Origin of the sequence: Kitasatospora sp. NPDC093679, from assembly GCF_040683455.1 — a bacterium.
Lineage (GTDB): Bacteria > Actinomycetota > Actinomycetes > Streptomycetales > Streptomycetaceae > Kitasatospora > Kitasatospora arboriphila.
Map to the genome: position 1 here is coordinate 103,105 of NZ_JBFBDW010000016.1, position 22,789 is coordinate 125,893.

Annotated in this window: 16 protein-coding genes; 7 read left to right on the plus strand and 9 right to left on the minus strand. The window is 74.4% G+C overall.

Annotated elements, in window-relative coordinates; all coding sequences use genetic code 11:
• Positions 1 to 130 precede the first annotated feature (130 nt).
• Entirely contained in the window at positions 131 to 1,621 is a 1,491-nt protein-coding gene (miaB, locus tag AB0O09_RS16295) for a tRNA (N6-isopentenyl adenosine(37)-C2)-methylthiotransferase MiaB (protein WP_363542368.1), read from the minus strand.
• A 72-nt stretch (positions 1,622 to 1,693) separates the two neighbouring features.
• On the opposite strand from miaB, the gene AB0O09_RS16300 reads away from it, so the two are divergent.
• Positions 1,694 to 2,722 (plus strand): TAXI family TRAP transporter solute-binding subunit, encoded by a 1,029-nt coding sequence (locus AB0O09_RS16300; protein ID WP_363542349.1) that lies wholly within the window; start codon positions 1,694 to 1,696, stop codon positions 2,720 to 2,722.
• A 39-nt stretch (positions 2,723 to 2,761) separates the two neighbouring features.
• Here the strand turns inward: AB0O09_RS16300 and AB0O09_RS16305 are convergent, their stop codons facing one another.
• Both AB0O09_RS16305 and AB0O09_RS16310 read right to left on the minus strand, forming a co-directional pair.
• Positions 2,762 to 4,192, minus strand: a complete 1,431-nt coding sequence (locus AB0O09_RS16305; RefSeq protein WP_363542350.1) for a HAMP domain-containing sensor histidine kinase — start codon at positions 4,190 to 4,192, stop codon at positions 2,762 to 2,764.
• Between the two features lie 7 nt (positions 4,193 to 4,199).
• Positions 4,200 to 4,997, minus strand: a complete 798-nt coding sequence (locus AB0O09_RS16310) for a response regulator transcription factor (protein WP_363542351.1) — start codon at positions 4,995 to 4,997, stop codon at positions 4,200 to 4,202.
• A 525-nt stretch (positions 4,998 to 5,522) separates the two neighbouring features.
• Between AB0O09_RS16310 and AB0O09_RS16315 the strand changes: the two genes are divergently transcribed.
• From AB0O09_RS16315 to AB0O09_RS16335, 5 genes are all read left to right on the plus strand, one after another.
• Positions 5,523 to 6,251, plus strand: a complete 729-nt coding sequence (locus AB0O09_RS16315) for an amino acid ABC transporter ATP-binding protein (protein ID WP_344623287.1) — start codon at positions 5,523 to 5,525, stop codon at positions 6,249 to 6,251.
• 128 nt (positions 6,252 to 6,379) lie between these two features.
• Positions 6,380 to 7,285 carry a glutamate ABC transporter substrate-binding protein gene (locus tag AB0O09_RS16320; RefSeq protein ID WP_030272562.1) on the plus strand — a complete coding sequence of 302 codons (906 nt, stop codon included), beginning with the start codon at positions 6,380 to 6,382 and terminating at the stop codon, positions 7,283 to 7,285.
• Positions 7,286 to 7,331: 46 nt separating this feature from the next.
• Positions 7,332 to 7,982, plus strand: coding sequence for an amino acid ABC transporter permease (locus AB0O09_RS16325; RefSeq protein ID WP_344623209.1), 651 nt, complete (start codon positions 7,332 to 7,334; stop codon positions 7,980 to 7,982).
• Positions 7,979 to 8,812 (plus strand): amino acid ABC transporter permease, encoded by an 834-nt coding sequence (locus AB0O09_RS16330; protein ID WP_363542352.1) that lies wholly within the window; start codon positions 7,979 to 7,981, stop codon positions 8,810 to 8,812. The genes AB0O09_RS16325 and AB0O09_RS16330 overlap by 4 nt, the downstream gene beginning before the upstream one ends.
• A gap of 95 nt (positions 8,813 to 8,907) precedes the next feature.
• Entirely contained in the window at positions 8,908 to 10,644 is a 1,737-nt protein-coding gene (locus AB0O09_RS16335; RefSeq protein ID WP_363542353.1) for an FAD-dependent monooxygenase, read from the plus strand.
• 60 nt (positions 10,645 to 10,704) lie between these two features.
• Here AB0O09_RS16335 and rny read toward each other — a convergent pair whose 3' ends face one another.
• The 6 genes from rny to AB0O09_RS16365 form a co-directional block, all read right to left on the minus strand.
• Entirely contained in the window at positions 10,705 to 12,159 is a 1,455-nt protein-coding gene (rny, locus tag AB0O09_RS16340; protein WP_363542354.1) for a ribonuclease Y, read from the minus strand.
• A 215-nt stretch (positions 12,160 to 12,374) separates the two neighbouring features.
• Positions 12,375 to 13,313, minus strand: coding sequence for a regulatory protein RecX (locus AB0O09_RS16345; protein WP_363542355.1), 939 nt, complete (start codon positions 13,311 to 13,313; stop codon positions 12,375 to 12,377).
• 7 nt (positions 13,314 to 13,320) lie between these two features.
• Positions 13,321 to 14,427, minus strand: a complete 1,107-nt coding sequence (gene recA, locus AB0O09_RS16350) for a recombinase RecA (RefSeq protein ID WP_363542356.1) — start codon at positions 14,425 to 14,427, stop codon at positions 13,321 to 13,323.
• Positions 14,428 to 14,575: 148 nt separating this feature from the next.
• Complete coding sequence (locus AB0O09_RS16355) at positions 14,576 to 15,763, minus strand: AI-2E family transporter (RefSeq protein ID WP_363542369.1); 1,188 nt, start codon at positions 15,761 to 15,763, stop codon at positions 14,576 to 14,578.
• A gap of 208 nt (positions 15,764 to 15,971) precedes the next feature.
• Positions 15,972 to 16,166, minus strand: a complete 195-nt coding sequence (locus AB0O09_RS16360; RefSeq protein ID WP_363542357.1) for a DUF3046 domain-containing protein — start codon at positions 16,164 to 16,166, stop codon at positions 15,972 to 15,974.
• A gap of 41 nt (positions 16,167 to 16,207) precedes the next feature.
• A complete protein-coding gene (locus tag AB0O09_RS16365) occupies positions 16,208 to 17,713 on the minus strand; it encodes a S8 family serine peptidase (RefSeq protein WP_363542358.1) in 1,506 nt (501 codons plus the stop codon).
• Between the two features lie 240 nt (positions 17,714 to 17,953).
• Between AB0O09_RS16365 and AB0O09_RS16370 the strand changes: the two genes are divergently transcribed.
• Complete coding sequence (locus AB0O09_RS16370; RefSeq protein ID WP_363542359.1) at positions 17,954 to 22,585, plus strand: ATP-dependent helicase; 4,632 nt, start codon at positions 17,954 to 17,956, stop codon at positions 22,583 to 22,585.
• Positions 22,586 to 22,789 lie beyond the last annotated feature (204 nt).

A 22,789-nucleotide genomic window follows, 5' to 3' on the forward strand; every position in this document is an offset into this window, starting at 1 on the left:
GGCCCGCCGAAGACCCGCGGCGAACCCCGAGGGGAATGCGGGCACCTCCCGGCCGAAGGGCGGGGGGACCCGCGTGCGGCGGAAGGCACTGACCGTGGCCTTCCGCCGCACGCGGGTCCCGACGGGAACGTCAGTCGCAGCCGCACCCCGGCCCCGCCGGGGCCGCGGCCGGCGCCGGGGCGCCGATCGTCGGGAGGCCGAGCATCACGCCGGCCGGCTTGGCGGCCGGGGCGGCCTGCCGCTTCTCCCAGGCGTCGCCGGCCCGGGTGCGCCGGACGCCGATCGGGGCGCCCTCCGCGAGGAGGTGGTGCGGGGCGGCGTAGGTGATCTCGACGGTCACCACGTCGCCGGGCCGGACGCCCTCCGCGGGGCGGGTGAAGTGCACCAGCCGGTTGTCGGGGGCGCGGCCGGAGAGCCGGTCCGTCCGGTCGTCCTTCTTGCCCTCGCCCTCGGCGACGAGGATCTCCAGCCGGCGGCCGACCTGCTTCTTGTTCTCCTCCCAGGAGATCTCCTCCTGGAGGGCGATCAGCCGGTCGTAGCGCTCCTGGACGACCGCCTTCGGGATCTGGCCGTCCATCTCGGCGGCCGGGGTGCCGGGCCGCTTGGAGTACTGGAAGGTGAAGGCGTTGGTGAAGCGGGCCTCTCGGACGACGTGCAGGGTCTGCTCGAAGTCCTCGTCGGTCTCGCCGGGGAAGCCGACGATGATGTCGGTGGAGATCGCCGCGTCCGGCATGGCCTCGCGGACCTTGCGGATGATCTCCAGGTAGCGCGCCTGCCGGTAGGAGCGCCGCATCGCCTTGAGCACGGTGTCCGAGCCGGACTGCAGCGGCATGTGCAGCTGGTGCATCACGTTCGGCGTCTGGGCCATGGCGGCGATCACGTCGTCGGTGAAGTCGCGCGGGTGCGGCGAGGTGAAGCGGACCCGCTCCAGGCCCTCGACGTCGCCGCAGGCGCGCAGCAGCTTGGAGAAGGCCTCGCGGTCGCCCAGGTCGGAACCGTAGGAGTTGACGTTCTGGCCGAGCAGGGTGACCTCGACGACGCCCTCGGCGACCAGCGCCTCGACCTCGGCGAGGATGTCGCCGGGCCGGCGGTCCTCCTCCTTGCCGCGCAGCGCCGGGACGATGCAGAAGGTGCAGGTGTTGTTGCAGCCGACCGAGATGGCGACCCAGGCCGCGTAGGCGGACTCGCGGCGGGTCGGCAGGGTGGAGGGGAAGGTCTCCAGCGACTCGAGGATCTCGACCTGCGCCCGCTCCTCGACCCGGGCCCGCTCCAGCAGGGCGGGGAGGTGGCCGATGTTGTGGGTGCCGAAGACGACGTCGACCCAGGGCGCCCTGCGGACGATGGTGTCGCGGTCCTTCTGGGCGAGGCAGCCGCCGACGGCGATCTGCATGCCCTCGTGCTGCTGCTTGACGGGGGCCAGCCGGCCCAGGTTGCCGTACAGCTTGTTGTCGGCGTTCTCGCGGACCGCGCAGGTGTTGAAGACCACCAGGTCCGGGTCGGCGTCCTGGGCGGCCTTCGCGTAGCCCGCCTCCTCCAGCAGGCCGGACAGCCGCTCGGAGTCGTGGACGTTCATCTGGCAGCCGTACGTGACGACCTTGTAAGTTCGCAAGCTCTCCTCCATACCCACGCCTGCAAGGGTACGGGCAGTGGGACGGCCCTCCCGCCGGGCCGTCCGGCCTGGCAGTATCCCTGCATGGCCCAGTCCTCGATACCCGCCCGGTTCGGTGCCGCCGTGCGCCGCGCCGCCCGCCGCCGGCCGGTGCCGATCGGCCTGGTGCTGCTGCTGGTGGCGGGCGCCCTCACCGGGTGGTGGCTGTCCTCCAACGCCTCGCCCGGCTACCCGAAGGGCGAGATCGGCTTCTCGACCGGCGTGCAGCGCGGCGTGTACGACCGCTACGGGCAGCTGCTGCAGGGCTACGTCTCCACGGCGATGCCCGGGGTGCGGATGCGCCTGGACAACTCCCAGGGGTCGGTGGACAACCTGGAGCGGGTGGCCGCGGGCCGGGACGACTTCGCGATCTCGACGGCGGACGCGGTGGCGGGCTTCAACAGCCCGTCCAAGTGGCACCTGCGGGCGATCGCCCGGCTCTACGACGACTACCTGCAGCTGGTGGTGCCCGCCGACTCCAAGGTGCGGCGGACGGCCGACCTGCGGGGGCTGCGGGTCGGGGTGGGCCAGGAGAAGTCCGGCGTGAACCTCGTCACCCGCAAGCTGCTGGCCGCGGCCGGCCTGGACATCGACAAGGATGTCCGGCCGGCGCTGCTGGGCGTCGGCGACGCGGCGGACCAGCTGCGGGACGGCCGGATCGACGCGTTCTTCTGGTCCGGCGGCCTGCCGACCACCGCGCTCACCGACCTGTCGGAGCGCTACCGGATCCGGATCGTGCCGCTGGCCGACCTCGCCGAGGCGCTGCACCAGCAGGAGGGCGGCGGAGGCACCGACGCGTACCGGGCCGCGACCATCCCCAAGGACGCCTACCCGAAGGCCGAGCCGGCCGGCACCGCCGTGCCGACGGTCGCGGTGCCGAACCTGCTGGTCACCCGTGACGACGTGGACCCGGACCTGGTGCAGGGGGTGACCCGGGCGGTGATCGACAGCCGGGACACCATCGGCTCCCAGGTGCACGCCGCGCAGCTGGTGGACCTGCGCACCGCCGTCTACACCGACCCGCTGCCCCTGCACGAGGGCGCCCGGCGGTACTACACCTCGATCAAGCCCTGAGGGACCGCAGGACCCCGGGCCCGGCCGCCGGGCGGGGCCTCAGTCGCGGCGGCGCGGCACCGACAGCACCACGGTCAGCCCGCCGGGCTCGGCCGGGGCGAAGTCCAGCGAGCCGCCGCCCGCGAGCAGCAGGGTGCGGGCGATGGACAGGCCCAGCCCGGAGCCGTCCACGTTCTGGTGGCGGGGGCTGCGCCAGAAGCGGTCGCCGATCCGGCCGAGCTCCTCCTCGGTGAGCCCGGGGCCGGAGTCGGTCACCGCCACGCTGACCTCGCGCTTGCGCAGCACCGTGTCGACGGCCACCCGGCGCCCCGACGGGGTGAACTTCAGGGCGTTGTCCAGCACCGCGTCCAGCGCGCTGCCGAAACCGATCGGGTCGGCCAGCCCGTACGCGACCGGGGGGCCGTCCCAGGACAGGTCGATGCCTCGCTGGTCGGCGACCGGGCGCCAGGCGTCGACCCGGGCGAGGACCAGCGCGGTGAGGTCCACCGGCTCGGGCTCGGGCCGGGCGTGCTCGGCGGTGGCCAGGCCCAGCAGGTCGTCCAGCACCCGGGCCAGCCGGATGCCCTCCTCGCGGACGGCGCCGACCTCCCCCTGGTGCCGCTCGGGCAGCTCCAGGCCGAGCAGCTCCACCCGCAGCAGCAGGGCCGCCAGCGGGTTGCGCAGCTGGTGCGAGGCGTCGGCGACGAAGGCCCGCTGCTGGTCGATGGCGAGCACCACGTGGTCGGCCATGTCGTTGAAGGAGCGGGCGAGGCGGCGCAGCTCCGGCGGGCCGCCGCTGGCGGCGACCCGTGCGTTGAGCCGGCCGGTGGCGATGTCGTGGGTGGCCCGGTCGAGGGTGCGGACGGGCCGCAGCACCCAGCCGGTCAGCCGGAGGGCGAGCAGCACGGCGACGATCATGGCGAGCGCCTCGCCGGCGCCGATCCACAGCCAGCTGTGCAGCACCCGGGCACGCATCGGGCCGGCCGGCGACTCGGTGATCACCACGGCGACCACGTCGCCGTCGCGGACCACCGGCAGGGCGACGGTGATGGTGCGGTCCGGGGTCCACGGCCAGACCTGCGGCGGGTTGTGGCTGCGCCGCCCGTCCAGCGCCTCCTGGAAGGCCTGCGCGCCGGGGCCCTCCTCGGGCACCGTCCAGCCGACCGGGGCGACGGCGACGGAGCTGCCGTCCCGCTGGAAGATGCCGACCCGGGCGCCGTACAGGTCGTGGTAGCGGGAGGCCTCCAGGGCGAGCATGCGCAGCCGTGTGGTGTCCCCGGCGTCGGGCTCGGTGCCGCCCTTGACGGCGGTGTCGGAGCCCGCCCGGCCCTGGGTCGGCAGGTCCTGGGCGAAGCGGGCGGCGTCGTCGATCCGGTCGACCACCACCCGGCTCTGCTCGGCCGCGGCGACGGCTGCGGCCAGCGGCAGCCCGAGGGCCGCCAGCACGCAGGCCATCAGGGAGAGCAGGATGCCGAGCAGGCGGTTCTGCACGTCGGGCTCAGCGCTCCGCGGTGCCGGTGCCGGCGGTGTCCGTGCCGGTGGTGCCCGTGTCGGCGGTGCCCGGGGCCCCGGCCGGTGCGGCCCGGTCGGCGTCGTCCGCGGGCTGCTCGGCGATCAGCCGGTAGCCGACGCCGCGGACGGCCTCGACGAGGCCGGGCAGGCCGAGCTTGGTGCGCAGCGAGCCGATGTGCACCTCCAGGGTGCGGCCGTTGCCCTCCCAGCCGCTGCGCCAGACCTCGCTGAAGATCTGCTCGCGGCGGTAGACCACGCCGGGGCTCTGCGCGAGCAGCGCCAGCAGGTCGAACTCCTTGCGGGTGAGCGGCACGTCGCGGCCCTGCACGCTGACCCGGCGGCGCTCGCGGTCGATCACGATGCCGCGGGAGGCGAGCGGTCCGCCGGCCTGCTCGGCCGGGCCGGCCGGGGCGGCGGGCAGGCCGCGGCGGGAGACGGCGTGGATCCGGGCGAGCAGTTCGCCCATGTCGTAGGGCTTGGTGATGTAGTCGTCGGCGCCGAGGTTGAGGCCGTGGATCCGGGAGCGGATGTCGGCCCGGGCGGTCACCATGATCACCGGGACGCCGCTGCCGGCCCTGATCCGGCTGCACACCTCGAAGCCGTCCCGGTCCGGCAGCCCGAGGTCGAGCAGCACCACCCGGAACGGATCGTTGCCGTCGGGCACGAGCGCGTCCAGCGCCTCGTGCCCGCTGCGCGCGTGCTTGACCTGGAAGCCGTGCCGGCCCAGGACAGCGGTGAGCGCGGCGGCGACCCGGTCGTCGTCCTCGACGAGCAGCAGTCGCATCCGGTACCTCCCATTTCTCCCGTTGCCGCGGTGGCCTGTCCGGCCAGTGTGCCGGGCGGACGGCCCGACCGGTACGGCCACGCGGTTCGGAGTATTGTGCCGTCCGCCCCGGGGGCGGCGACACCGGCGTCTGCGGGGCGGACGCGCCGCCCCGGCCCATCGCACCGCACACGGCCGGTCGCCGGGGGCCGCGGCCGCGGGCCGTTACCGAGCCGATACCCGGAGCCGTCCGGACCCGTCCCGATGCGCAGGGTGACCCCCCGGCGGCCGTGCGTGGCCTGATCGTGATCCTCAAGTTCCGCTCAGATCGACTGACATGGCATCGTCGGGCCTCCTATGGTCGGCCCACCGGGGGCTGCGGGCTCCGCCGGCTCCGGCCCCCGGCACCAGTCGGACCCACCGGTTCGACCCGACTTCGCACCACCAGCACTGCCACCCGAGGGAGTTCACCCCGGGTCAGAGACGAGGAGCTACCGCGCGATGACCGAGACCGCCGTCACCGATGCCGCGGCCGCAACCGCTCCGCTGGTGGTGCTGTCCGGCGTCAACAAGCACTTCGGCGCCCTCCACGTGCTGCAGGACGTCGACCTGAGCATCCGCCAGGGCGAGGTCGTGGTGCTGATCGGGCCGTCCGGCTCCGGCAAGTCGACGCTCTGCCGGACGATCAACCGGCTGGAGACGATCGACTCGGGCACCATCACCATCGACGGCCGGCCGCTGCCCGCGGAGGGCAAGGAGCTGGCCCGGCTGCGCGCCGAGGTCGGCATGGTGTTCCAGAGCTTCAACCTCTTCGCGCACAAGACGGTGCTGGAGAACGTCGTCCTGGCCCAGGTGAAGGTGCGCCGCGTCGCGCGCGCCCAGGCCGAGGCCACCGCCCGCGAGCTGCTGGAGCGGGTCGGCGTGGGCGCCCAGGCGGACAAGTACCCGGCGCAGCTCTCCGGCGGCCAGCAGCAGCGCGTGGCGATCGCCCGGGCGCTGGCGATGCGGCCGAAGGTGATGCTCTTCGACGAGCCGACCTCCGCGCTCGACCCGGAGATGGTCACCGAGGTGCTGGAGGTCATGCGCCAGCTCGCCGCCGAGGGCATGACGATGGTCGTGGTCACGCACGAGATGGGCTTCGCCCGCTCCGCCGCCAACCGGGTGCTGTTCATGGCGGACGGCCGGATCGTCGAGGAGAACACCCCGGACGCGTTCTTCACCGCCCCGCGGACGGACCGCGCCAAGGACTTCCTGTCCAAGATCCTGAGTCACTGAACGCCGCGGCGCCCCTCTGCGCGCCGACCCAGAGCGGCCGGGCCCGACGGGGTGCCCGGCCGCAGTCACGGAAGGTCCAGCCCGGCCCCCGGTCGTCCGGTGGCCACTACCGAGGAGAGCCAACCCTCATGAGGACTCGTCGCACCATCGCCGCCGCCCTGTCGGTGCTCGCGCTGACCGCCGTCGCCGCCTGCGGCAAGGACGGCTCCCCGGCCGGCTCCGACGCCGCCGCGCCGACCCTGCCCACCTACGCCGTGAACAAGTCCGCCAACCTGGACGCCTCCCCGGTGTGGAAGAAGGCCAAGGCCAAGGGCAAGCTCACCATCGGCGCCAAGGCGGACCAGCCGTACCTCGGCTTCGAGGACGTCACCGCCAACACCCGCACCGGCTTCGACATCGAGATCGCCAAGATGATCGCGGCCGACCTGGGCTTCGCGCCCGACCAGATCGACTTCAAGACCGTCGTCTCCGCCAACCGCGAGACGGAGATCAGCGGCGGCGGCATCGACTACTACGTCGGCACCTACAGCATCAACGACAAGCGCAAGGCCTCGGTCTCCTTCGCCGGCCCGTACTACATCGCCGGCCAGGACCTGCTGGTGAAGAAGGACAACACCGCCATCACCGGCCCGGAGTCGGTCGCGGGCAAGAACGTCTGCTCGGTGACCGGTTCCACCTCGGTGACCCAGATCCAGAAGTACGTCGGAGAGGGCAAGAAGGTCGTCCAGTACGACAACTACGCCCAGTGCGTCGACAAGCTGCTGACCGGCGAGATCGACGCGGTCACCACCGACGACGCGATCCTCAAGGGCTTCGGCGCCAAGAACGCCGGCAAGCTCAAGGTCGTCGGCAAGACCTTCTCCGCCGAGAAGTACGGCGTGGGCCTGAACCACGACGACAAGGTGCTGCGGGACGCCATCAACAACGCGCTGAAGGCCCACGAGGACAACGGCGACTGGAAGAAGGCGTACGACGCGACGCTCGGCCTGTCCGGTGCCGCCGCCCCGGCCGTGCCGCCGCTCGAGCGCTACTGATCCGGTCCGGGACCGGCCGAACGACCTAGAGAGGAGGGCCGCCGGCGTGGGCATACTGTTCGAGGGCGACAACTTCGCGCTCTTCCGCGACGGTTTCCTGCAGACGATCGAGCTCAGCGCGGTGAGTGCGCTGTTCGCGCTGCTGCTCGGCACCGTGCTGGCGGCCTTCCGGGTCTCCCCGGTCCCGGCGCTGCGGGTGTTCGGCACCGTGTGGGTGAACACCTTCCGGAACACCCCGCTGACCCTGCTGTTCTTCGCGGTGATCTTCGGACTCCCGCGGCTGGACGTGCACTTCGACAACTTCACCTTCGCGGTGATCGCGCTCAGCGCCTACACCGGCTCGTTCGTCTGCGAGGTGCTGCGCTCGGGCATCAACACGGTGCCGTTCGGGCAGGCCGAGGCCGCCCGCAGCCTGGGCATGTCCTTCGGCCAGACCCTCCTCCACGTCGTGCTGCCGCAGGCGGCCCGCACCGTGCTGCCGCCGATGAGCAGCATCTTCATCGCCCTGCCGAGGAACTCGGCGATCGCCGGCGCGTTCAGCGTCGCCGAGCTCTACAGCGTGCAGGCGACACTGAGCGACAAGGGGTACGCCATCCTCGCGATCTTCTTCTGGGTGGCGCTGGCCTACCTGCTGGTCAGCTTCACCGTCGGCGGTGTGTTCCGGTTCCTGGAGAGCCGCCTGGCGGTGGTCCGATGAGCACCCGCACCGCCACCGCGACCGTCCTCTTCGACACCCCCGGCCCGAAGGCCACGCTCCGCTACCGGCTGTTCGGCGTCCTGTCGCTGCTCGCCATCGCCGGCCTCGGCTGGTACGTGTACGCCAAGCTGGACGCGGCCGGGCAGTTCGACCCCCAGCTGTGGGACCCGTTCCAGTACACGGCCGTGCAGCAGCGCATCCTCGACGGCATGGTGGCCACCCTCAAGGTCTTCGCGCTGGCCGGTGTGCTGTCGATCGTGCTCGGCGCGCTGCTGGCCGCCGGCCGGCTCTCCGACCACCTTCCGGTGCGCGCGGTGTCCTCGGCCCTGGTGCAGTTCTTCCGCGCCATGCCGCTGCTCATCATGATCTTCGCGCTGTACCACGCGGTGTTCCCCTCGGAGCCGATGCCGGCCCTCGTCCTCGGGCTCACCCTCTACAACGGCGCCGTCCAGGCCGAGATCATGCGCACCGGCATCCTCGCGCTGCCCCGCGGCCAGGGCGAGGCCGCCTACGCCCTGGGCATGGGCAAGACCCAGGTCATGACGCTGATCCTGGTGCCGCAGGCGGTCCGGTCGATGCTCCCGGCGATCATCGGCCAGCTGGTGGTCACCCTCAAGGACACCTCGCTCGGCTTCGTCATCACCTACCCCGAGCTGCTCTACGCGGGCAAGCTGATCGCCAGCAACTCCACGGGCTATCCGTACATCCCCGTGGTGATCGTCGTCGGCACGCTCTACATCGGCCTGTGCCTCGCCCTCACCGGCCTCGCCAAGTGGCTCGAGGCGCGCGGCCGCCGCGGCGCGAACCGGCGCACACCTGCTGCTGCTTGACGTCAACCCGGGTGATCTGTTGCATTGCTCTTCGTGACACCACCAGGGACGACCCCCGCGGCACATGCTGATCCCGCACGCCCGGAGGTCCCCGCGTGGACCCGGTGATCGTCGTCGGGGCCGGGCCGGTCGGGCTGTCGCTCGCCCTGGCCCTGGCCCGGCACGAGGTGCCGAGCATCGTCCTCGACGAGGGCGCGGGCCTCTGCCCGGAGAGCCCCCGCACCGTCGTCCTCGGCCCCGACACCACCGCCCTGCTCGAACGCCTCGGCTACACCCGGGCCGCCTCCGACGCGGCCCGCTGGGACGCCTTCACGGTCTGGCGCCGACGCGCCGAGGTCCTGCGGATCCCGCTGGACGAGGAGCCGGTGCTGCACCTCGCGCAGCACCGGCTGCAGCGCGGTCTGCGCGACGCGGTCACCGCCACCCCGCTGATCCAGCTGGCGCCGCTCACCCGCGTCGTCGAACTCGAACAGGACCGGGACGGCGTCGGCGTCCGCACCACCGGCACCCGTGACGGCGCCTCCACCTGGTGGCGCGGCAGCCACCTGGTCGGCTGCGACGGCGCCCGCTCCACCGTCCGCAAACTGCTGAAGATCCGCTTCCCCGGCCGGCCTGCCGTCGACCGGCACGCGGTCGCCACCGTCCGCGTCGACCTGCCCTTCCCCGGCGAGGCCCGGCTGCACCGCGAACCCCCGTGGCGCGGCGACCGCGAGGCCTCCGCCCGCCCGCTGCCCGACGGCCTATGGCGCCTCGACTGGCGGCTGCCCCCGGGCCGCCCCGCCCCGACCGAACCGGTCGACCCGCACGCCACCTGGCCCGGCATCGTCACCGGCGACACCCTGCTCACCCGGGTTCGCGCCGCCCTCACCGGCTGGTGCGGCGAACTCCCCGCGTACGAGCTGCTCGCGGCCGCCGACCACACCGCCCAGCAGCGGCTCGCCGCCCGGTTCCGCTCCGGCCGCTGCTTCCTCGCCGGCGACGCCGCCCACCTGCACGGCGCCCTCGGCATGCAGAACCTCGTCGACGGGCTCCGCGACGCCGACAACCTGGCCTGGCGGCTGGCCCTGGCCTGGCACCTCCACCCCGGCGGGGCGCTGCTGGACGGCTACGAGGCCGAGCGGCGCAGCGCCGTCGGCGCCCGGCTGCGCGCCGTGGACCAGGCGATGCCGCTGCTGCGGCCGCTGCGCGGCTGGCAGCAGACCCGGCGGTCGATGTTCACCGGCTCGTTCCGCAAGCACGCGCCGCTGCTGGCGGACGGCCAGCTCGGCACCGGCCGCTTCGGCGGCGCACCCGCCTACCCGGCCGCCCCGTCCGGGGTGCCCGGGCAGGTCCCGGAGCAGCGCGCGGCCCGTGCCACCTCGCTCACCGAGAACCTGCCGCCGACCGCGCCGGGCGTGCAGGTGCCCGACCTGGCCGTGGTCACCACCGAGGGCACGCCGGACCGGTTGCGCGCCCGGCTCGGGCTGGGCTTCCTGCTGGTGCTGGTCGCGCCCGGCACGGCCGTCTGGTCGTCCCGGCACTGGCTGGGCGCCGGGATGATGCCGCGGCTCACCGAGGTGGCCGCGGCGCTGCCCGTCCCGGCCGAGGTGCTGGTCACCGAGGAGTACCCGGGGGCCGAGCCGCACACCGTGCTGCTGGTGCGCCCGGACGGGCACCTGGTCGGCACCACCCAGGGCTGCCGGGCCGAGGAGCTGCGCAGCCTCGCGGAGGGCGCCCGCGGCGGGCCGGCCCGGCTCCCGGCCGCCGGCGGTGGCACCGGCCGGACGCCGGAACGCGGTCCGCAGGCGGCGCCGCGGGAGGACGCCGCCCGGGACGGTGCGGGCCGCCGCTGACGCGCCGCGGGGAGGGAGCAGGGACGCCGCAGGGGCGGCGCGGGTCCGGCGGGAGGGTGCTCAGCGGGCGAACTCGGTGGCCCGGCTCTCGCGGACCACGGTGATCCGTATCTGCCCGGGGTAGGTCAGCTCCTCGCGGACCTGCCGGGCGACCTCCCGGGCGATGGTCTTGGCCCGCAGGTCGTCCACCTTCTCGGGCTGGACCATCACCCGCACCTCGCGTCCGGCCTGCATCGCGAAGACCTTGGAGACGCCCTCGTGCGAGCGGGCGATCTCCTCCAGCCGCTCCAGCCGCCGGACGTACGCCTCCAGCGACTCCCGGCGGGCACCGGGGCGGCCGCCGGAGCAGGCGTCCGCGGCCTGGGTGAGCACCGCCTCGACCGTCTTGGGGTCGACCTCGCCGTGGTGGGCCTCGATCGCGTGCACCACCTCGGCGGACTCGCCGTGCCGGCGGGCGAACTCCGCGCCGATCGCGGCGTGGCTGCCCGGCAGTTCGTGGCTGAGCGCCTTGCCGATGTCGTGCAGCAGCGCGGAGCGCTTCACCAGGTCCTGGTCGACGCCGAGTTCGGCCGCCATCATGCCGGCGATGTGCGCGGACTCCACCAGGTGCCCGAGCACGTTCTGCCCGTACGAGGTCCGGTACCGCAGGGTGCCGAGGGTCCGGACGAGCTCCGGCTCCATGCCGTCGAGCTGGACGGCGAGCAGGGCGTCCTCACCGGCCCGCACGCAGAGCCGCTCGACCTCGGCGCGGCTGCGTTCGTGGACCTCCTCGATCCGCAGCGGGTTGATCCGGCCGTCGGCGGTGAGCGCCTCCAGGGTCAGCCGGGCGGCCTCCCGGCGGACGGGGTCGAAGCAGGAGAGCTGGACGAGTTCGGGGGTGTCGTCGACGATCAGGTTGACCCCGGTGACGGCCTCGAAGGCCCGGATGTTGCGGCCCTCGCGGCCGATCACCCGGCCCTTCATGTCCTCGTTGGGCAGCTTGAAGGCGGCCACCACGGTGTCGGCGGTCTGCTCGGCGGCCAGTCGCTGGATCGAACCGGCGATGATCTCGCGGGCCCGCTGGTCGCCCTCGGTCTTGGCCCGGCGCTCGATCTCCCGGACGGTGACGGCCGCGTCCCGGCGGGCCTCCGACTCGACGGCGCGGGTGAGTTCCTCCCGGGCGCGGGCGGCGGTCAGCCCGGCGGCGGTCTCCAGCGCGCGGCGCCGGTCGGTCTCCAGCTCGGCGAGTTCGGCCCGGGTGGCGTCCAGTTCCGTGGCGCGGCGGTCGAGTTCGTCCTCCTGGGCGCGCAGCCGGCGCAGCTCCTCGGCCAACCGCTCCTCGCGGCGGTCGAGTTCGGCGCGCAGCTGGGTGGCCTGGGTCTCGGCCCAGGTGCGCGCCCGCTCGGCCTCGCCGACGGCGCGGCGCTGGGCGGCCTGCAGCCGGCGGATCATCAGCCAGGTGAGGGCCAGGACGAGGCAGAGGACGGCGGTCAGCAGCAGGGAGGCGACCGATCCGGTGCCCATCGCGATCCTCATCCCGGCCTCACTCCCCGTGCCTGCGCGCTGTGTCGGTGCGGCGGTGAGGGAACTGCCGGGGACCGGGGGGTGGTACGCGGAACCGACTCCGACCGATCCTGCGCACGGCAGGCCGTAGCGTGATCGAAGTGATCCCTCACTGCTTGCGAGGCTAAGCGCAGGTTACGAAACGGTCAAGATGCGATCGAGAGTTGATGCCGATGACTGATGATCCGTCACCAATCCTCGCCGAGGCCTTCACTCTCCTCCCCCAGGGCCTCCCGGACGACGCGGAAGGCGAGGCCCTCGGAGTAGCCGCGGCGGGCGAGCATACCGACCAGTCGGCGGGTGCGGGCCTGCGGCTCCAGACCACGGGTGGTGCGGAGCTTGCGGTCGACCAGGGCGCGGGCGGCCTCGGCCTCGTCGTCGGAGTCGACCCGGGCCAGCGCCTCCTCGACGAGGTCGCCGGAGACGCCGCGGGTGCGCAACTCCTGGGCGAGGGCGCGGCGGGCGAGGCCGCGGCGGCCGTGCCGGGCGTCCACCCAGGCGGCGGCGAAGGCGGCGTCGTCGATCAGCCCGACCTCCTCGTAGCGGGAGAGCACCTCCTCGGCGACGTCGTCGGGGATCTCCCGCTTGCGCAGGGCGTCGGCGAGTTGCTTGCGGGTACGCGGGCTGCCGGTGAGCAGGCGCAGGCAGATGTCGCGGGCCCGGCCGGCGGGGTCGGTGGATTCCTCGGCGCGTCGGCGCGGGGCGGCGTCGGAGGACCGGTCGCCCCGCTCGGCGGGATCGGACCGCCGACGGCGTCCGCCCGGCCGTTCGGCACGCTCGCGCCGTTCGGCGCGGTCGGCACCGTCGGTGCTGTCACCGCCGTCCGACCGCGGTGACCGTGCACGCCGGGGCTGCGGGGCCGCCTCCTCGGCGGGCGGTTCGTCCTCCTCCGGGGCGAGCGCGCTGCGTCGGCGCCGGCGGCCGGCGGGCAGCGCGGAGGCCGAGCGCAGGCCCGGCACCTCGGCGAGGCTCGGAGCGGGGCCGTCGTGGTCGTCGGGCCCGGACGGTCCGTCGGCCTCCGGCTCCTCCTCGGGGAGGGCGACGGCGGCGAACCAGTCGGGCGGTCCGGCGTCATCGGGCTCGGCGGCGGGTGCGGCCGAGCCCGATGGGCGGTCGGGGATGTGCATCGGCGGATCAGGCCTTGGCGGCGGCCGCCGTCTTCTTGGCGGCGGTCTTGGTGGCCGGCGCCGCAGCCGGGGCCTCGGCGGCCGGTGCCGCGGCGGCGGCGTCGGCCGGCGCCTCGGTCTTCGGGCCGATGCCGAGCTTGCCCTTGATCTTCCGCTCGATCTCGTCGGCGAGCTGCGGGTTGTCCCGCAGGAAGTTACGGGCGTTCTCCTTGCCCTGGCCGAGCTGGTCGCCCTCGTAGGTGTACCAGGCCCCGGACTTGCGGATGAAGCCGTGCTCGACGCCCATGTCGATCAGGCCGCCCTCGCGGCTGATGCCGACGCCGTAGAGGATGTCGAACTCGGCCTGCTTGAACGGGGCCGCGACCTTGTTCTTGACGATCTTGACACGGGTGCGGTTGCCGACCGCCTCGGTGCCGTCCTTCAGGGTCTCGATGCGGCGGATGTCCAGGCGGACGGAGGCGTAGAACTTCAGCGCCCGGCCACCGGTCGTGGTCTCCGGGGAACCGAACATGACGCCGATCTTCTCGCGCAGCTGGTTGATGAAGATGGCGGTGGTGTTCGACTGGTTGAGCGCGCCGGCGATCTTGCGCAGGGCCTGGCTCATGAGCCGGGCCTGGAGACCGACGTGCGAGTCGCCCATCTCGCCCTCGATCTCGGCGCGCGGGACGAGCGCGGCGACCGAGTCGATGATCACCAGGTCGATCGCGCCGGAGCGGATCAGCATGTCGGTGATCTCCAGCGCCTGCTCACCGGTGTCCGGCTGGCTGACCAGCAGGGCGTCGGTGTCGACGCCGAGCTTCTTGGCGTACTCGGGGTCGAGGGCGTGCTCGGCGTCGACGAAGGCGACGGTGCCGCCGGCCTTCTGCGCGTTGGCGGCGAGGTGCAGCGTCAGCGTGGTCTTGCCGGAGGACTCCGGGCCGTAGATCTCGACCACGCGGCCGCGCGGGATGCCGCCGACGCCGAGCGCGACGTCCAGTGCGGTGGAGCCGGTCGGGATCACGTCGATGGGCTCGTTGGCCTTCTCGCCGAGGCGCATCACCGAGCCCTTGCCGAACTGCCGCTCGATCTGGGCGAGTGCGGTCTCAAGGGCCTTCTCGCGGTCCGTTCCTGCCATGGCTTCCACCCTCGGGTTCTGTGCTGTGCGCTTCATCGTCCTCGACGCTAGCGCGTCCCACCGACAATCGACCCGGATCGGGCCGCGCCTGTGGAGAACTCGCCGCCCACAAGTATAGAGAACAATCGTTCGAATCTTGCGGAGACTCCTACGGCTCCCCGTCCCGCCCGTCCCGACCTGCGGAATCGTCCGCGGATCCGGTCCCCATCATGCGCCGCAGACGGCGCGCGGCCTGCCGCCTGCGCTCCCGGCGCCCCTTCCGCTCCTCCCCGCGGTCGATCCGCGGGTCGGTCGCCACCTCGTAGCGGCGCACGTAGGTGCCGACGAATCCCTGCAGGGTGGCCGCGGCCGGGATGGCGATCAGCGCGCCCACCGCGCCGAGCAGCGCCGCCCCGGCGATCACCGAGCCGAACGCCACCGCGGGGTGCACGTCCACCGTCTTCGCGGTGATCCGCGGGTGCAACAGGTAGTTCTCGACCTGCTGGTAGACGATGACGAAGCCGAGCACCCAGACCGCGTCCACCGACTGCCCGGTCAGCGCGACCAGCACCGGCAGCGCACCCGCGATGTAGGTGCCGATGGTCGGCACGAACTGCGACATCACGCCGACCCAGACGCCGAGCGCGGCCGCGTACGGCAGGCCGAGGATCTGGAAGACCAGCCAGTGCGCCAGCGTCGAGATGAGCGCGAGCAGCGCCCGGGAGTACAGGTAGCCGCCGGTCTTGGCGAGCGCGATCTCCCAGGCGCGCAGCACCTCGCCCTGCTTGGCGGGCGGCAGCAGCGAGCAGACGGTGCGCCGCACCCGCGGGCCGTCGGCGGTGAAGTAGAAGCTGAACAGGCCGACGGTGAAGAGCTGGAAGAGGCCGCCGATCACGGTGCTGGAGACGCCCCAGACGTTGCCGGCCGCCTGCTGGGCGTACTTCTCGACCGTCCCGGAGTCCTTGAGCACCCGCTTCTGCAGCTCGTCCAGCGAGAGGTCCTGGTGGAAGGTCCGGTTGATCCAGCCGATCAGGTTCTCCAGCAGGTGCGGCAGCTCGCCGGCGACCCGGGTGACCTGGTCGACGAGCAGCGTGCCGAGCGCGGCGAGGAAGCCGCCGACCGCGACCACCACGGCGATGAACACCAGGAAGGTGCCGAGCCCGCGGCGCACCCCGCGGGCCGCCATCCGGTCCACCGCCGGCTCCATGGCCAGCGAGAGGAAGAAGGCCACCAGCAGCATGACGAAGAGGTCGATCAGCTGGTGGAACGCCCAGTCGGCGAGCTGGAAGAGGCCGACCAGCACCAGGGCGAGCACCATCGCCCGGGGCAGCCAGCGCGGCATGGCCCCGCCGCGCAGCTGGGGTCTGCGGCCGAACCGTTCGTCGCGGGCGGGCCGTCCTTCCGGCGCCCCGGGCACCTGGCTGCTCTGCTGTTCTGGGCTGCTGTCCACCCGCCAAGTCTCGCCCATCGGACGGACGGCGTTTCCGGAATCGCGGCCGGGCCGCCGCGGCGCGGGTCGGGCCGGCCGCTCGGGCCGGCCCCGCGGGTCGGCGCAGCCCCGCGGCTCAGCGCAGCCGGGCGGGGACCCCCTGGTTTCCGCAGACCACCCGCCAGACGTCCTTGGCCTCCCAGCCGCCGTCCAACGCCTGCTGCACCGTCCGGCCGCCGAGCTCGCTCATCACGTGGTCCTGCGCGAACGACTCCGCGTACGCCTCGCCGAAGTGCTCGTTCATCCGTCGCCAGAACTCGGTCAGCCTCATGGCACCCAGTATCCCCGAGCCGGGCCGGGAGCCGCGGGCCCTCAGGGCAGCGCGAGCAGGCCGGCGCCGTAGAACCTGCGGTCGCCGCAGGTGTCCGGCCCGGTCGGGCAGTTGGCGGCGGCGGCCGACTCCAGTTCACCGGTGATCCGGTCGGGCCCCCAGCCGGGGTGCTCGGCGGCCACCACCGCGACGGCTCCGGTGACGTGCGCGGCGGCCATCGAGGTGCCGGCGAGCGCCGCGTACCGGTCGCCCGGCCAGTCGGAGACGATCGCGCCGTCCGCCCCGCCGTCGGGGTCGCCGCCGGGCGCGGCGATGGTGACGCCGCCGTAGTTGGTGTAGCCGGCCGGCACCCCGGCGCGGTCGACGGCGCTGACGGTGACCACGCCCGGCAGCTCCCCGGGCAGCCGGATGCACTCGGTGCCGAGGTGGCGGTCCTGCGGCGGGCCGGAGAGACGGTCGTTGGGGCTGCGCCGGTCGTCGCGGTCGGCGGTGAGGTCCTGGCCGTCGTTGCCGGCCGAGGCGACGACGACCGAGCCGCGCTTCCGGGCGTAGGCGACGGCCCGGCCGACGGCCTGGGTGAGGGCGGCCTGGTCCGGGTCCTCGGGGCAGTTGTACTTCCACGGGTCGGCGAAGTAGCTGTCGTTGATCGCGCGGGCGCCGTGGTCGGCGGCCCAGAGCATGCCGCAGACGATGTTCTCGGCGTAGTACTGGCCGAGCGGGCCGAGCAGCCGCACGGCGGCGATCCGGACGCCGGGGGCGACACCGGTGACGCCGCGGCCGTCCCGGGCGGCACCGACGATGCCGGCCACGTGGGTGCCGTGGCCGCTCTCGGAGACGCCCTCGTCGGGCCGCCAGGCGCCGTAGCGGGCGTCCGGGCGTCCGTCGGCGCAGGAGACCGAGGCCCGCGGGTCGACCGCGTCCCGCAGGTCCGGGTGGGTGTCGTCGACGCCGGAGTCGAGCACGGCGACGAGCACGCCGCGCAGGGCGGCGGCGGTCGGCGCGGACGCGGCGGCGGCACCGTCCGCGGCGGGGGTGCGCAGCAGTGCGGCGGAGGCGGTCTGCGGGTCCCCGGCGCCGATCATGGCGAGGTTCCAGTCGTCCTGCTCGGCCGGGTCGGAGAGGCTGCCCTGGGCGTCGTCGGCGGCGGCCGCGGCCTCGCTGGCGGGGCGGAAGTCGGCGCCGGTGAGCGGGCCGGGCGGGCTCGGCACGGTGGCGGTGCGGGTGGCCCCGACGGCGGCTATGCCGGGCCGTTCGCGCAGCCGCTGGGCGAAGCCGCCGGAGGCGTAGGCGAGCACCGCGCCGATCTGGGGGTAGTCCTGGACGACCCGTCCGCCGGCCGCCCGGGCCTCGGCCGCGGCGAGCGAGGCGCCGTCGGCGTCCTGCCGCTCGGCGAGCACCAGGTAGCTGAGGTAGGCCCGGCCCGCGCCGGAGACGTAGGGGACGGCGCCGCCGACGACCAGGGCGACGAGCAGCATCGCCAGCAGCAGCTGGAGGAGTCTGCGGCGTCCGCGGGCGGGGCTGCCGGTCGCCGGGGCACCCGGTTCCATGGCGACCTCCGCTCTCCGCGGGACGGGGCGCGGGGCGGCCCGACCGAGCTGGTGGAGTCCTCCTCCCGGGGCGCGACGACTCCGGAAAGTGTGACTGAATCTTCACCATATGAGTGGAATGTCCGATTCTGCTCCCCGGGTTGCGGCAGACGGAGTGCCCGGCGGCGGCGGAGCGTCCGTCGGTGGAGGAGCGCCTGTCGGTGGACCCGCCCTGTCAGTGGCACCGGGCACCATGGGGGCATGGCGCAGCACAGCCCCGCGGACGCCCTCGCCGGATTCGCCCCGGCCACCAGGGCCTGGTTCACCGGCGCCTTCACCGCGCCCACCGCCGCCCAGGCCGAGGCCTGGACGGCCATCGGCCGGGGCACCGACGTCCTGGTCGTCGCTCCCACCGGCTCCGGCAAGACCCTGGCGGCCTTCCTCTCCGCGCTGGACCGGCTCGCCTCCACCCCGCCGCCGGCCGACCCCAAGCGCCGCTGCCGGGTGCTCTACATCTCGCCGCTGAAGGCCCTCGCGGTGGACGTCGAGCGCAACCTCCGTGCCCCGCTCACCGGTCTGCGCCAGGCCTCCGTCCGGCTCGGCCTGCCCGAGCCGGAGATCGAGGTCGGCATCCGCTCCGGCGACACCCCCGCCACCGACCGGCGCCGCTTCGCCTCCCACCCGCCGGACATCCTCATCACCACCCCCGAGTCGCTCTTCCTGCTGCTCACCTCGGCCGCCCGGGACGCGCTGCGCGGCATCGACACGGTGATCCTCGACGAGGTGCACGCGGTCGCCGGCACCAAGCGCGGCGCCCATCTCGCGCTCAGCCTGGAGCGGCTGGACGCGCTGCTGGACGCACCGGCCCGCCGGATCGGCCTGTCCGCCACCGTCCGGCCGGTTGAGGAGGTCGCCCGCTTCCTCAGCCCGCAGCGCGGTGCGGTCGTCGTCCAGCCGCCCGCCGCCAAGGAGTTCGACCTGTCGGTGGTCGTCCCGGTCGCCGACCTCGACGAACTGCCCGCCGCCGCCGGCGACGACGACCCCGCACGGCAGACCTCGATCTGGCCGCACGTCGAGGAGCGCATCGTCGACCTCGTCCAGGCGCACCGCTCGACGATCGTCTTCGCCAACTCCCGCCGCCTCGCCGAGCGCCTCTGCAACCGGCTGAACGAGATCGCCCACGAGCGCGCCACCGGCGAACCGCTGCCCGAGGCGCACGCCCCCGCCCAGCTGATGGGCGGCTCCGGCGCCTCCGGCGGCGCCCCGCCGCTGATCGCCCGCGCCCACCACGGCTCGGTCTCCAAGGAGCAGCGCGCCCAGGTCGAGGAGGACCTCAAGGCCGGCCGGCTGCCCGCCGTGGTCGCCACCTCCAGCCTGGAGCTCGGCATCGACATGGGCGCCGTCGAGCTGGTCGTCCAGGTCGAGTCCCCGCCCTCGGTCGCCTCCGGCCTGCAGCGCGTCGGCCGGGCCGGCCACCAGGTCGGCGCGGTCTCCACCGGCGTCGTCTTCCCCAAGTACCGCGGCGACCTGGTGCAGTCCGCCGTCGTCACCGAGCGGATGCGCGCCGGCCGGATCGAGGCGCTGCGGATCCCCCGCAACCCGCTGGACGTCCTCGCCCAGCAACTGGTCGCCGTCACCGCCCTGGACACCTGGGACGTCGACGAGCTGCTCGCCCTCGTCCGCCGGGCCGCCCCCTTCGCCTCCCTGCCGCAGTCCGCGTTCGACGGCGTCCTCGACATGCTCGCCGGGCGGTACCCGTCCGACGCCTTCGCCGAGCTGCGCCCCCGCCTGGTGTGGGACCGCGTCGCCGGCACCGTCACCGGCAGGCCCGGCGCCCAGCGGCTCGCCGTCACCTCCGGCGGCACCATCCCCGACCGCGGCCTGTTCGGCGTCTTCATCGCCGGCACGGACCCCAAGAAAGGCGGCGGCCGGGTCGGCGAGCTCGACGAGGAGATGGTCTATGAGTCCCGGGTGGGCGACGTCTTCACCCTGGGCACCACCTCCTGGCGGATCGAGGACATCACCCACGACAAGGTCCTCGTCACCCCCGCGCCCGGCGTGCCCGGTCGGCTGCCCTTCTGGAAGGGCGACACCCTCGGCCGCCCGCTCGAACTCGGCCGCGCCGTCGGCGCCTTCGTCCGCGAGCTCGGCTCGCTCCCGCCCGAGCGGGCCACCGAGCGGCTGAAGGCCGCCGGCCTCGACGACTGGGCCGCCGGCAACCTGCTCACCTACCTCGCCGAGCAGCGCGCCGCCTGCGGCCACCTGCCGGACGACCGCACCATCGTCGTCGAACGCTTCCGCGACGAGCTCGGCGACTGGCGGATCGTCGTCCACTCCCCCTTCGGCGCCCAGGTGCACGCCCCCTGGGCGCTCGCCCTCGGCGCCCGACTGCGCGAGAAGCACGGCCTCGACCCGCAGGTCATGCACGCCGACGACGGCATCGTGCTGCGGCTGCCCGACGCCGACCTGCTGGACTTCCCCTCCCCCGACGCACCGCCCGCCGACGAGGCCCCGGTCGGCGCGGACGCCGCGCTCTTCGACAGTGCCGAGATCGAACAGCTCGTCACCGACCAGGTCGGCGGCTCCGCGCTGTTCGCCTCCCGCTTCCGCGAGTGCGCCGGCCGGGCCCTGCTGCTGCCCCGCCGCAGCCCCGGCCGCCGCACCCCGCTCTGGCAGCAGCGCCAGCGCGCCTCCCAACTGCTGGAGGTCGCCGCCGAGTACGGTTCCTTCCCGATCGTGCTGGAGGCCGTCCGCGAGTGCCTGCAGGACGTCTTCGACGTGCCCGGCCTGGTCGAACTCATGGGCGACCTGGAGTCCCGCGCCGTCCGCCTGGTCGAGGTCACCACCCCCGAGCCCTCCCCCTTCGCCCGCTCGCTGCTCTTCGGCTACGTCGCCCAGTTCCTCTACGAGGGCGACTCCCCGCTCGCCGAGCGCCGCGCCGCCGCGCTCTCCCTCGACTCCCGGCTGCTGTCCGAACTGCTCGGCCAGGCCGAACTGCGTGAACTCCTCGACCCGGAGGTCCTCGCCCAGCTGGAGGCCGAGCTCCAGCGCCTCACCCCGGAGCGGCGGATCAAGGACGCCGAGGGCGTCGCCGACGCGCTGCGGCTGCTCGGCCCGCTCTCCGAGGCCGAACTCACCGTCCGCGGCGCCGAACCGCCCTGGGCGCCGGAGCTGGAGTCCGCCCGCCGGGCCATCCGGGTCCGGATCGGCGGCGAGCTGCGCTGGGCCGCGATCGAGGACGCCGGCCGGCTCCGCGACGCCCTCGGCACCCCCCTGCCGGTCGGCGTCCCCGAGGCCTTCACCGAACCGGTCAAGGACCCGCTCGGCGACCTGCTCGCCCGTTACGCCCGCACCCACGGCCCGTTCACCGCCCCCGAGGCCGCCGCCCGCTTCGGCCTCGGCTCCGCGGTCGTCACCGGCACCCTGCACCGGCTCACCGCCGCCGGCCGCCTCGTCCAGGGTGAGTTCCGGCCGGTCGAGGGCCACACCGCCACCGTCGAGTGGTGCGACGCCGAGGTGCTGCGCCGGCTGCGGCGCCGCTCGCTCGCCGCCCTCCGCCAGGAGGTCGAGCCGGTGCCGCCCCGCTCGCTGGCCGCCTTCCTGCCGCAGTGGCAGCACCTCGCCGGGCACCGGCTGCGCGGCCTCGACGGCCTCTACCGGGTGGTCGAACAGCTCCAGGGCACCGCCCTGCCCGCCTCCGCCCTGGAGAAGCTGGTCCTCCCGGCCCGGCTGAACGACTACACCCCCGAGATGCTCAACGAGCTGATGGTCGCCGGCGAGGTCGGCTGGGCCGGCGCCGGCGCCCTGCCCGGCAAGGACGGCTGGATCAGCCTCCACCTCGCCGAGAACGCCCACCTGCTGCGCCCCGAGCCGGTGCCGCCCGCCCTCACCCCCGTCCACACCGACCTGCTGGAAGCCCTCTCCGGCGGGTACGGCCTGCTCTTCCGCCAGCTCGCCGACCGGCAGCCGGACACCCCCGAGACGGCCCTCGCCGACGCCCTGTGGGACTTGGTCTGGGCCGGGTACGTCACCAACGACTCGCTCGCTCCGCTGCGTGCGCTGCTCGGCTCCGGCCGCACCGCCGGGTCGACGGCGCACCGGGCGCCCCGTGCCACCCCGCGCGGCCGCTTCGGCGGCGCGGGCCGGGCCTACGGCACCCGCCGGCCCGGCCCGCCCACCACGGCCGGCCGCTGGTCGCTGCTGCCGGAGCCCACCGCCGAGGCGACCGCCCTGGCCGCGGCCCGGGCGCAGAGCCTGCTCGACCGGCACGGCATCCTCACCCGCGGCACCGTCGCCGCCGAGCGCGTCCCCGGCGGCTTCGCCGGCGTCTACCGGGTGCTCTCCGCCTTCGAGGAGCGCGGCCGGGCCCGCCGCGGGTACTTCGTCGAGGGCCTGGGCGGCGCCCAGTTCGCCATGGACGGCGCCGCGGACCGGCTGCGCTCGGTCAGCGGGCGGCTGGAGCGCGCCGGGGCACAGGGCTGGACGGCCGGGCAGGACAGCACCGACCAGCCGGAGGCGCTGGTGCTGGCCGCCGCCGACCCGGCCAACGCCTACGGCGCGGCCCTGGACTGGCCCGAACCACCGGGCGCCTCCCCCGCGAAGGGCTCCGCCCACCGCCCCGGGCGCAAGGCCGGCGCCCTGGTCGTCCTGGTCGACGGCGAGCTGGTGCTGTACGTGGAGCGCGGCGGCAAGTCGCTGCTGTCCTGGGCGGAGGGCGAGGCGCTGGCGACGGCCGCGCAGGCCCTGGGGCGGGCGGCCCGCGAGGGGGCGCTCGGCAGCGTCACGGTGGAGCGCGCCGACGGCGAGCCGGCCCTCACCTCACCGCTCGGCCCCGTCCTGGAGGCCGCCGGCTTCCACCCCACCCCCCGCGGCTACCGCCTCCGCCCCCAATAGCCCCGGGGCGCTCGGGCGGTCGGTCCAGGGGCGCCGGGGGCACCTGTGCGGCATCCGTGCGCCTTTGAAGGCAGGGCCCCAGGAGCCGTCTTCAAAGGGTGCCCGGGTGGTCGATTCAGGGGCGCGGGGAACTGCGCGATTCGGATGCGGGCCACCGTCCGGATCAGAGGTGTGCCGGATTCGTCAGGAGCACCACTCCCGGTC

What these genes read in the sequence shown, in the direction of transcription:
- AB0O09_RS16330 (WP_363542352.1), top strand. Translation starts at nt 7,979, where the DNA reads ATGAGCACCCGCACCGCCACCGCGACCGTCCTCTTCGACACCCCCGGC.
- miaB (WP_363542368.1), bottom strand. Translation starts at nt 1,621, where the DNA reads ATGGAGGAGAGCTTGCGAACTTACAAGGTCGTCACGTACGGCTGCCAG.
- AB0O09_RS16310 (WP_363542351.1), bottom strand. Translation starts at nt 4,997, where the DNA reads ATGCGACTGCTGCTCGTCGAGGACGACGACCGGGTCGCCGCCGCGCTC.
- AB0O09_RS16300 (WP_363542349.1), top strand. Translation starts at nt 1,694, where the DNA reads ATGGCCCAGTCCTCGATACCCGCCCGGTTCGGTGCCGCCGTGCGCCGC.
- recA (WP_363542356.1), bottom strand. Translation starts at nt 14,427, where the DNA reads ATGGCAGGAACGGACCGCGAGAAGGCCCTTGAGACCGCACTCGCCCAG.
- AB0O09_RS16365 (WP_363542358.1), bottom strand. Translation starts at nt 17,713, where the DNA reads ATGGAACCGGGTGCCCCGGCGACCGGCAGCCCCGCCCGCGGACGCCGC.
- AB0O09_RS16370 (WP_363542359.1), top strand. Translation starts at nt 17,954, where the DNA reads ATGGCGCAGCACAGCCCCGCGGACGCCCTCGCCGGATTCGCCCCGGCC.
- AB0O09_RS16345 (WP_363542355.1), bottom strand. Translation starts at nt 13,313, where the DNA reads ATGCACATCCCCGACCGCCCATCGGGCTCGGCCGCACCCGCCGCCGAG.
- AB0O09_RS16320 (WP_030272562.1), top strand. Translation starts at nt 6,380, where the DNA reads ATGAGGACTCGTCGCACCATCGCCGCCGCCCTGTCGGTGCTCGCGCTG.
- AB0O09_RS16360 (WP_363542357.1), bottom strand. Translation starts at nt 16,166, where the DNA reads ATGAGGCTGACCGAGTTCTGGCGACGGATGAACGAGCACTTCGGCGAG.
- rny (WP_363542354.1), bottom strand. Translation starts at nt 12,159, where the DNA reads ATGAGGATCGCGATGGGCACCGGATCGGTCGCCTCCCTGCTGCTGACC.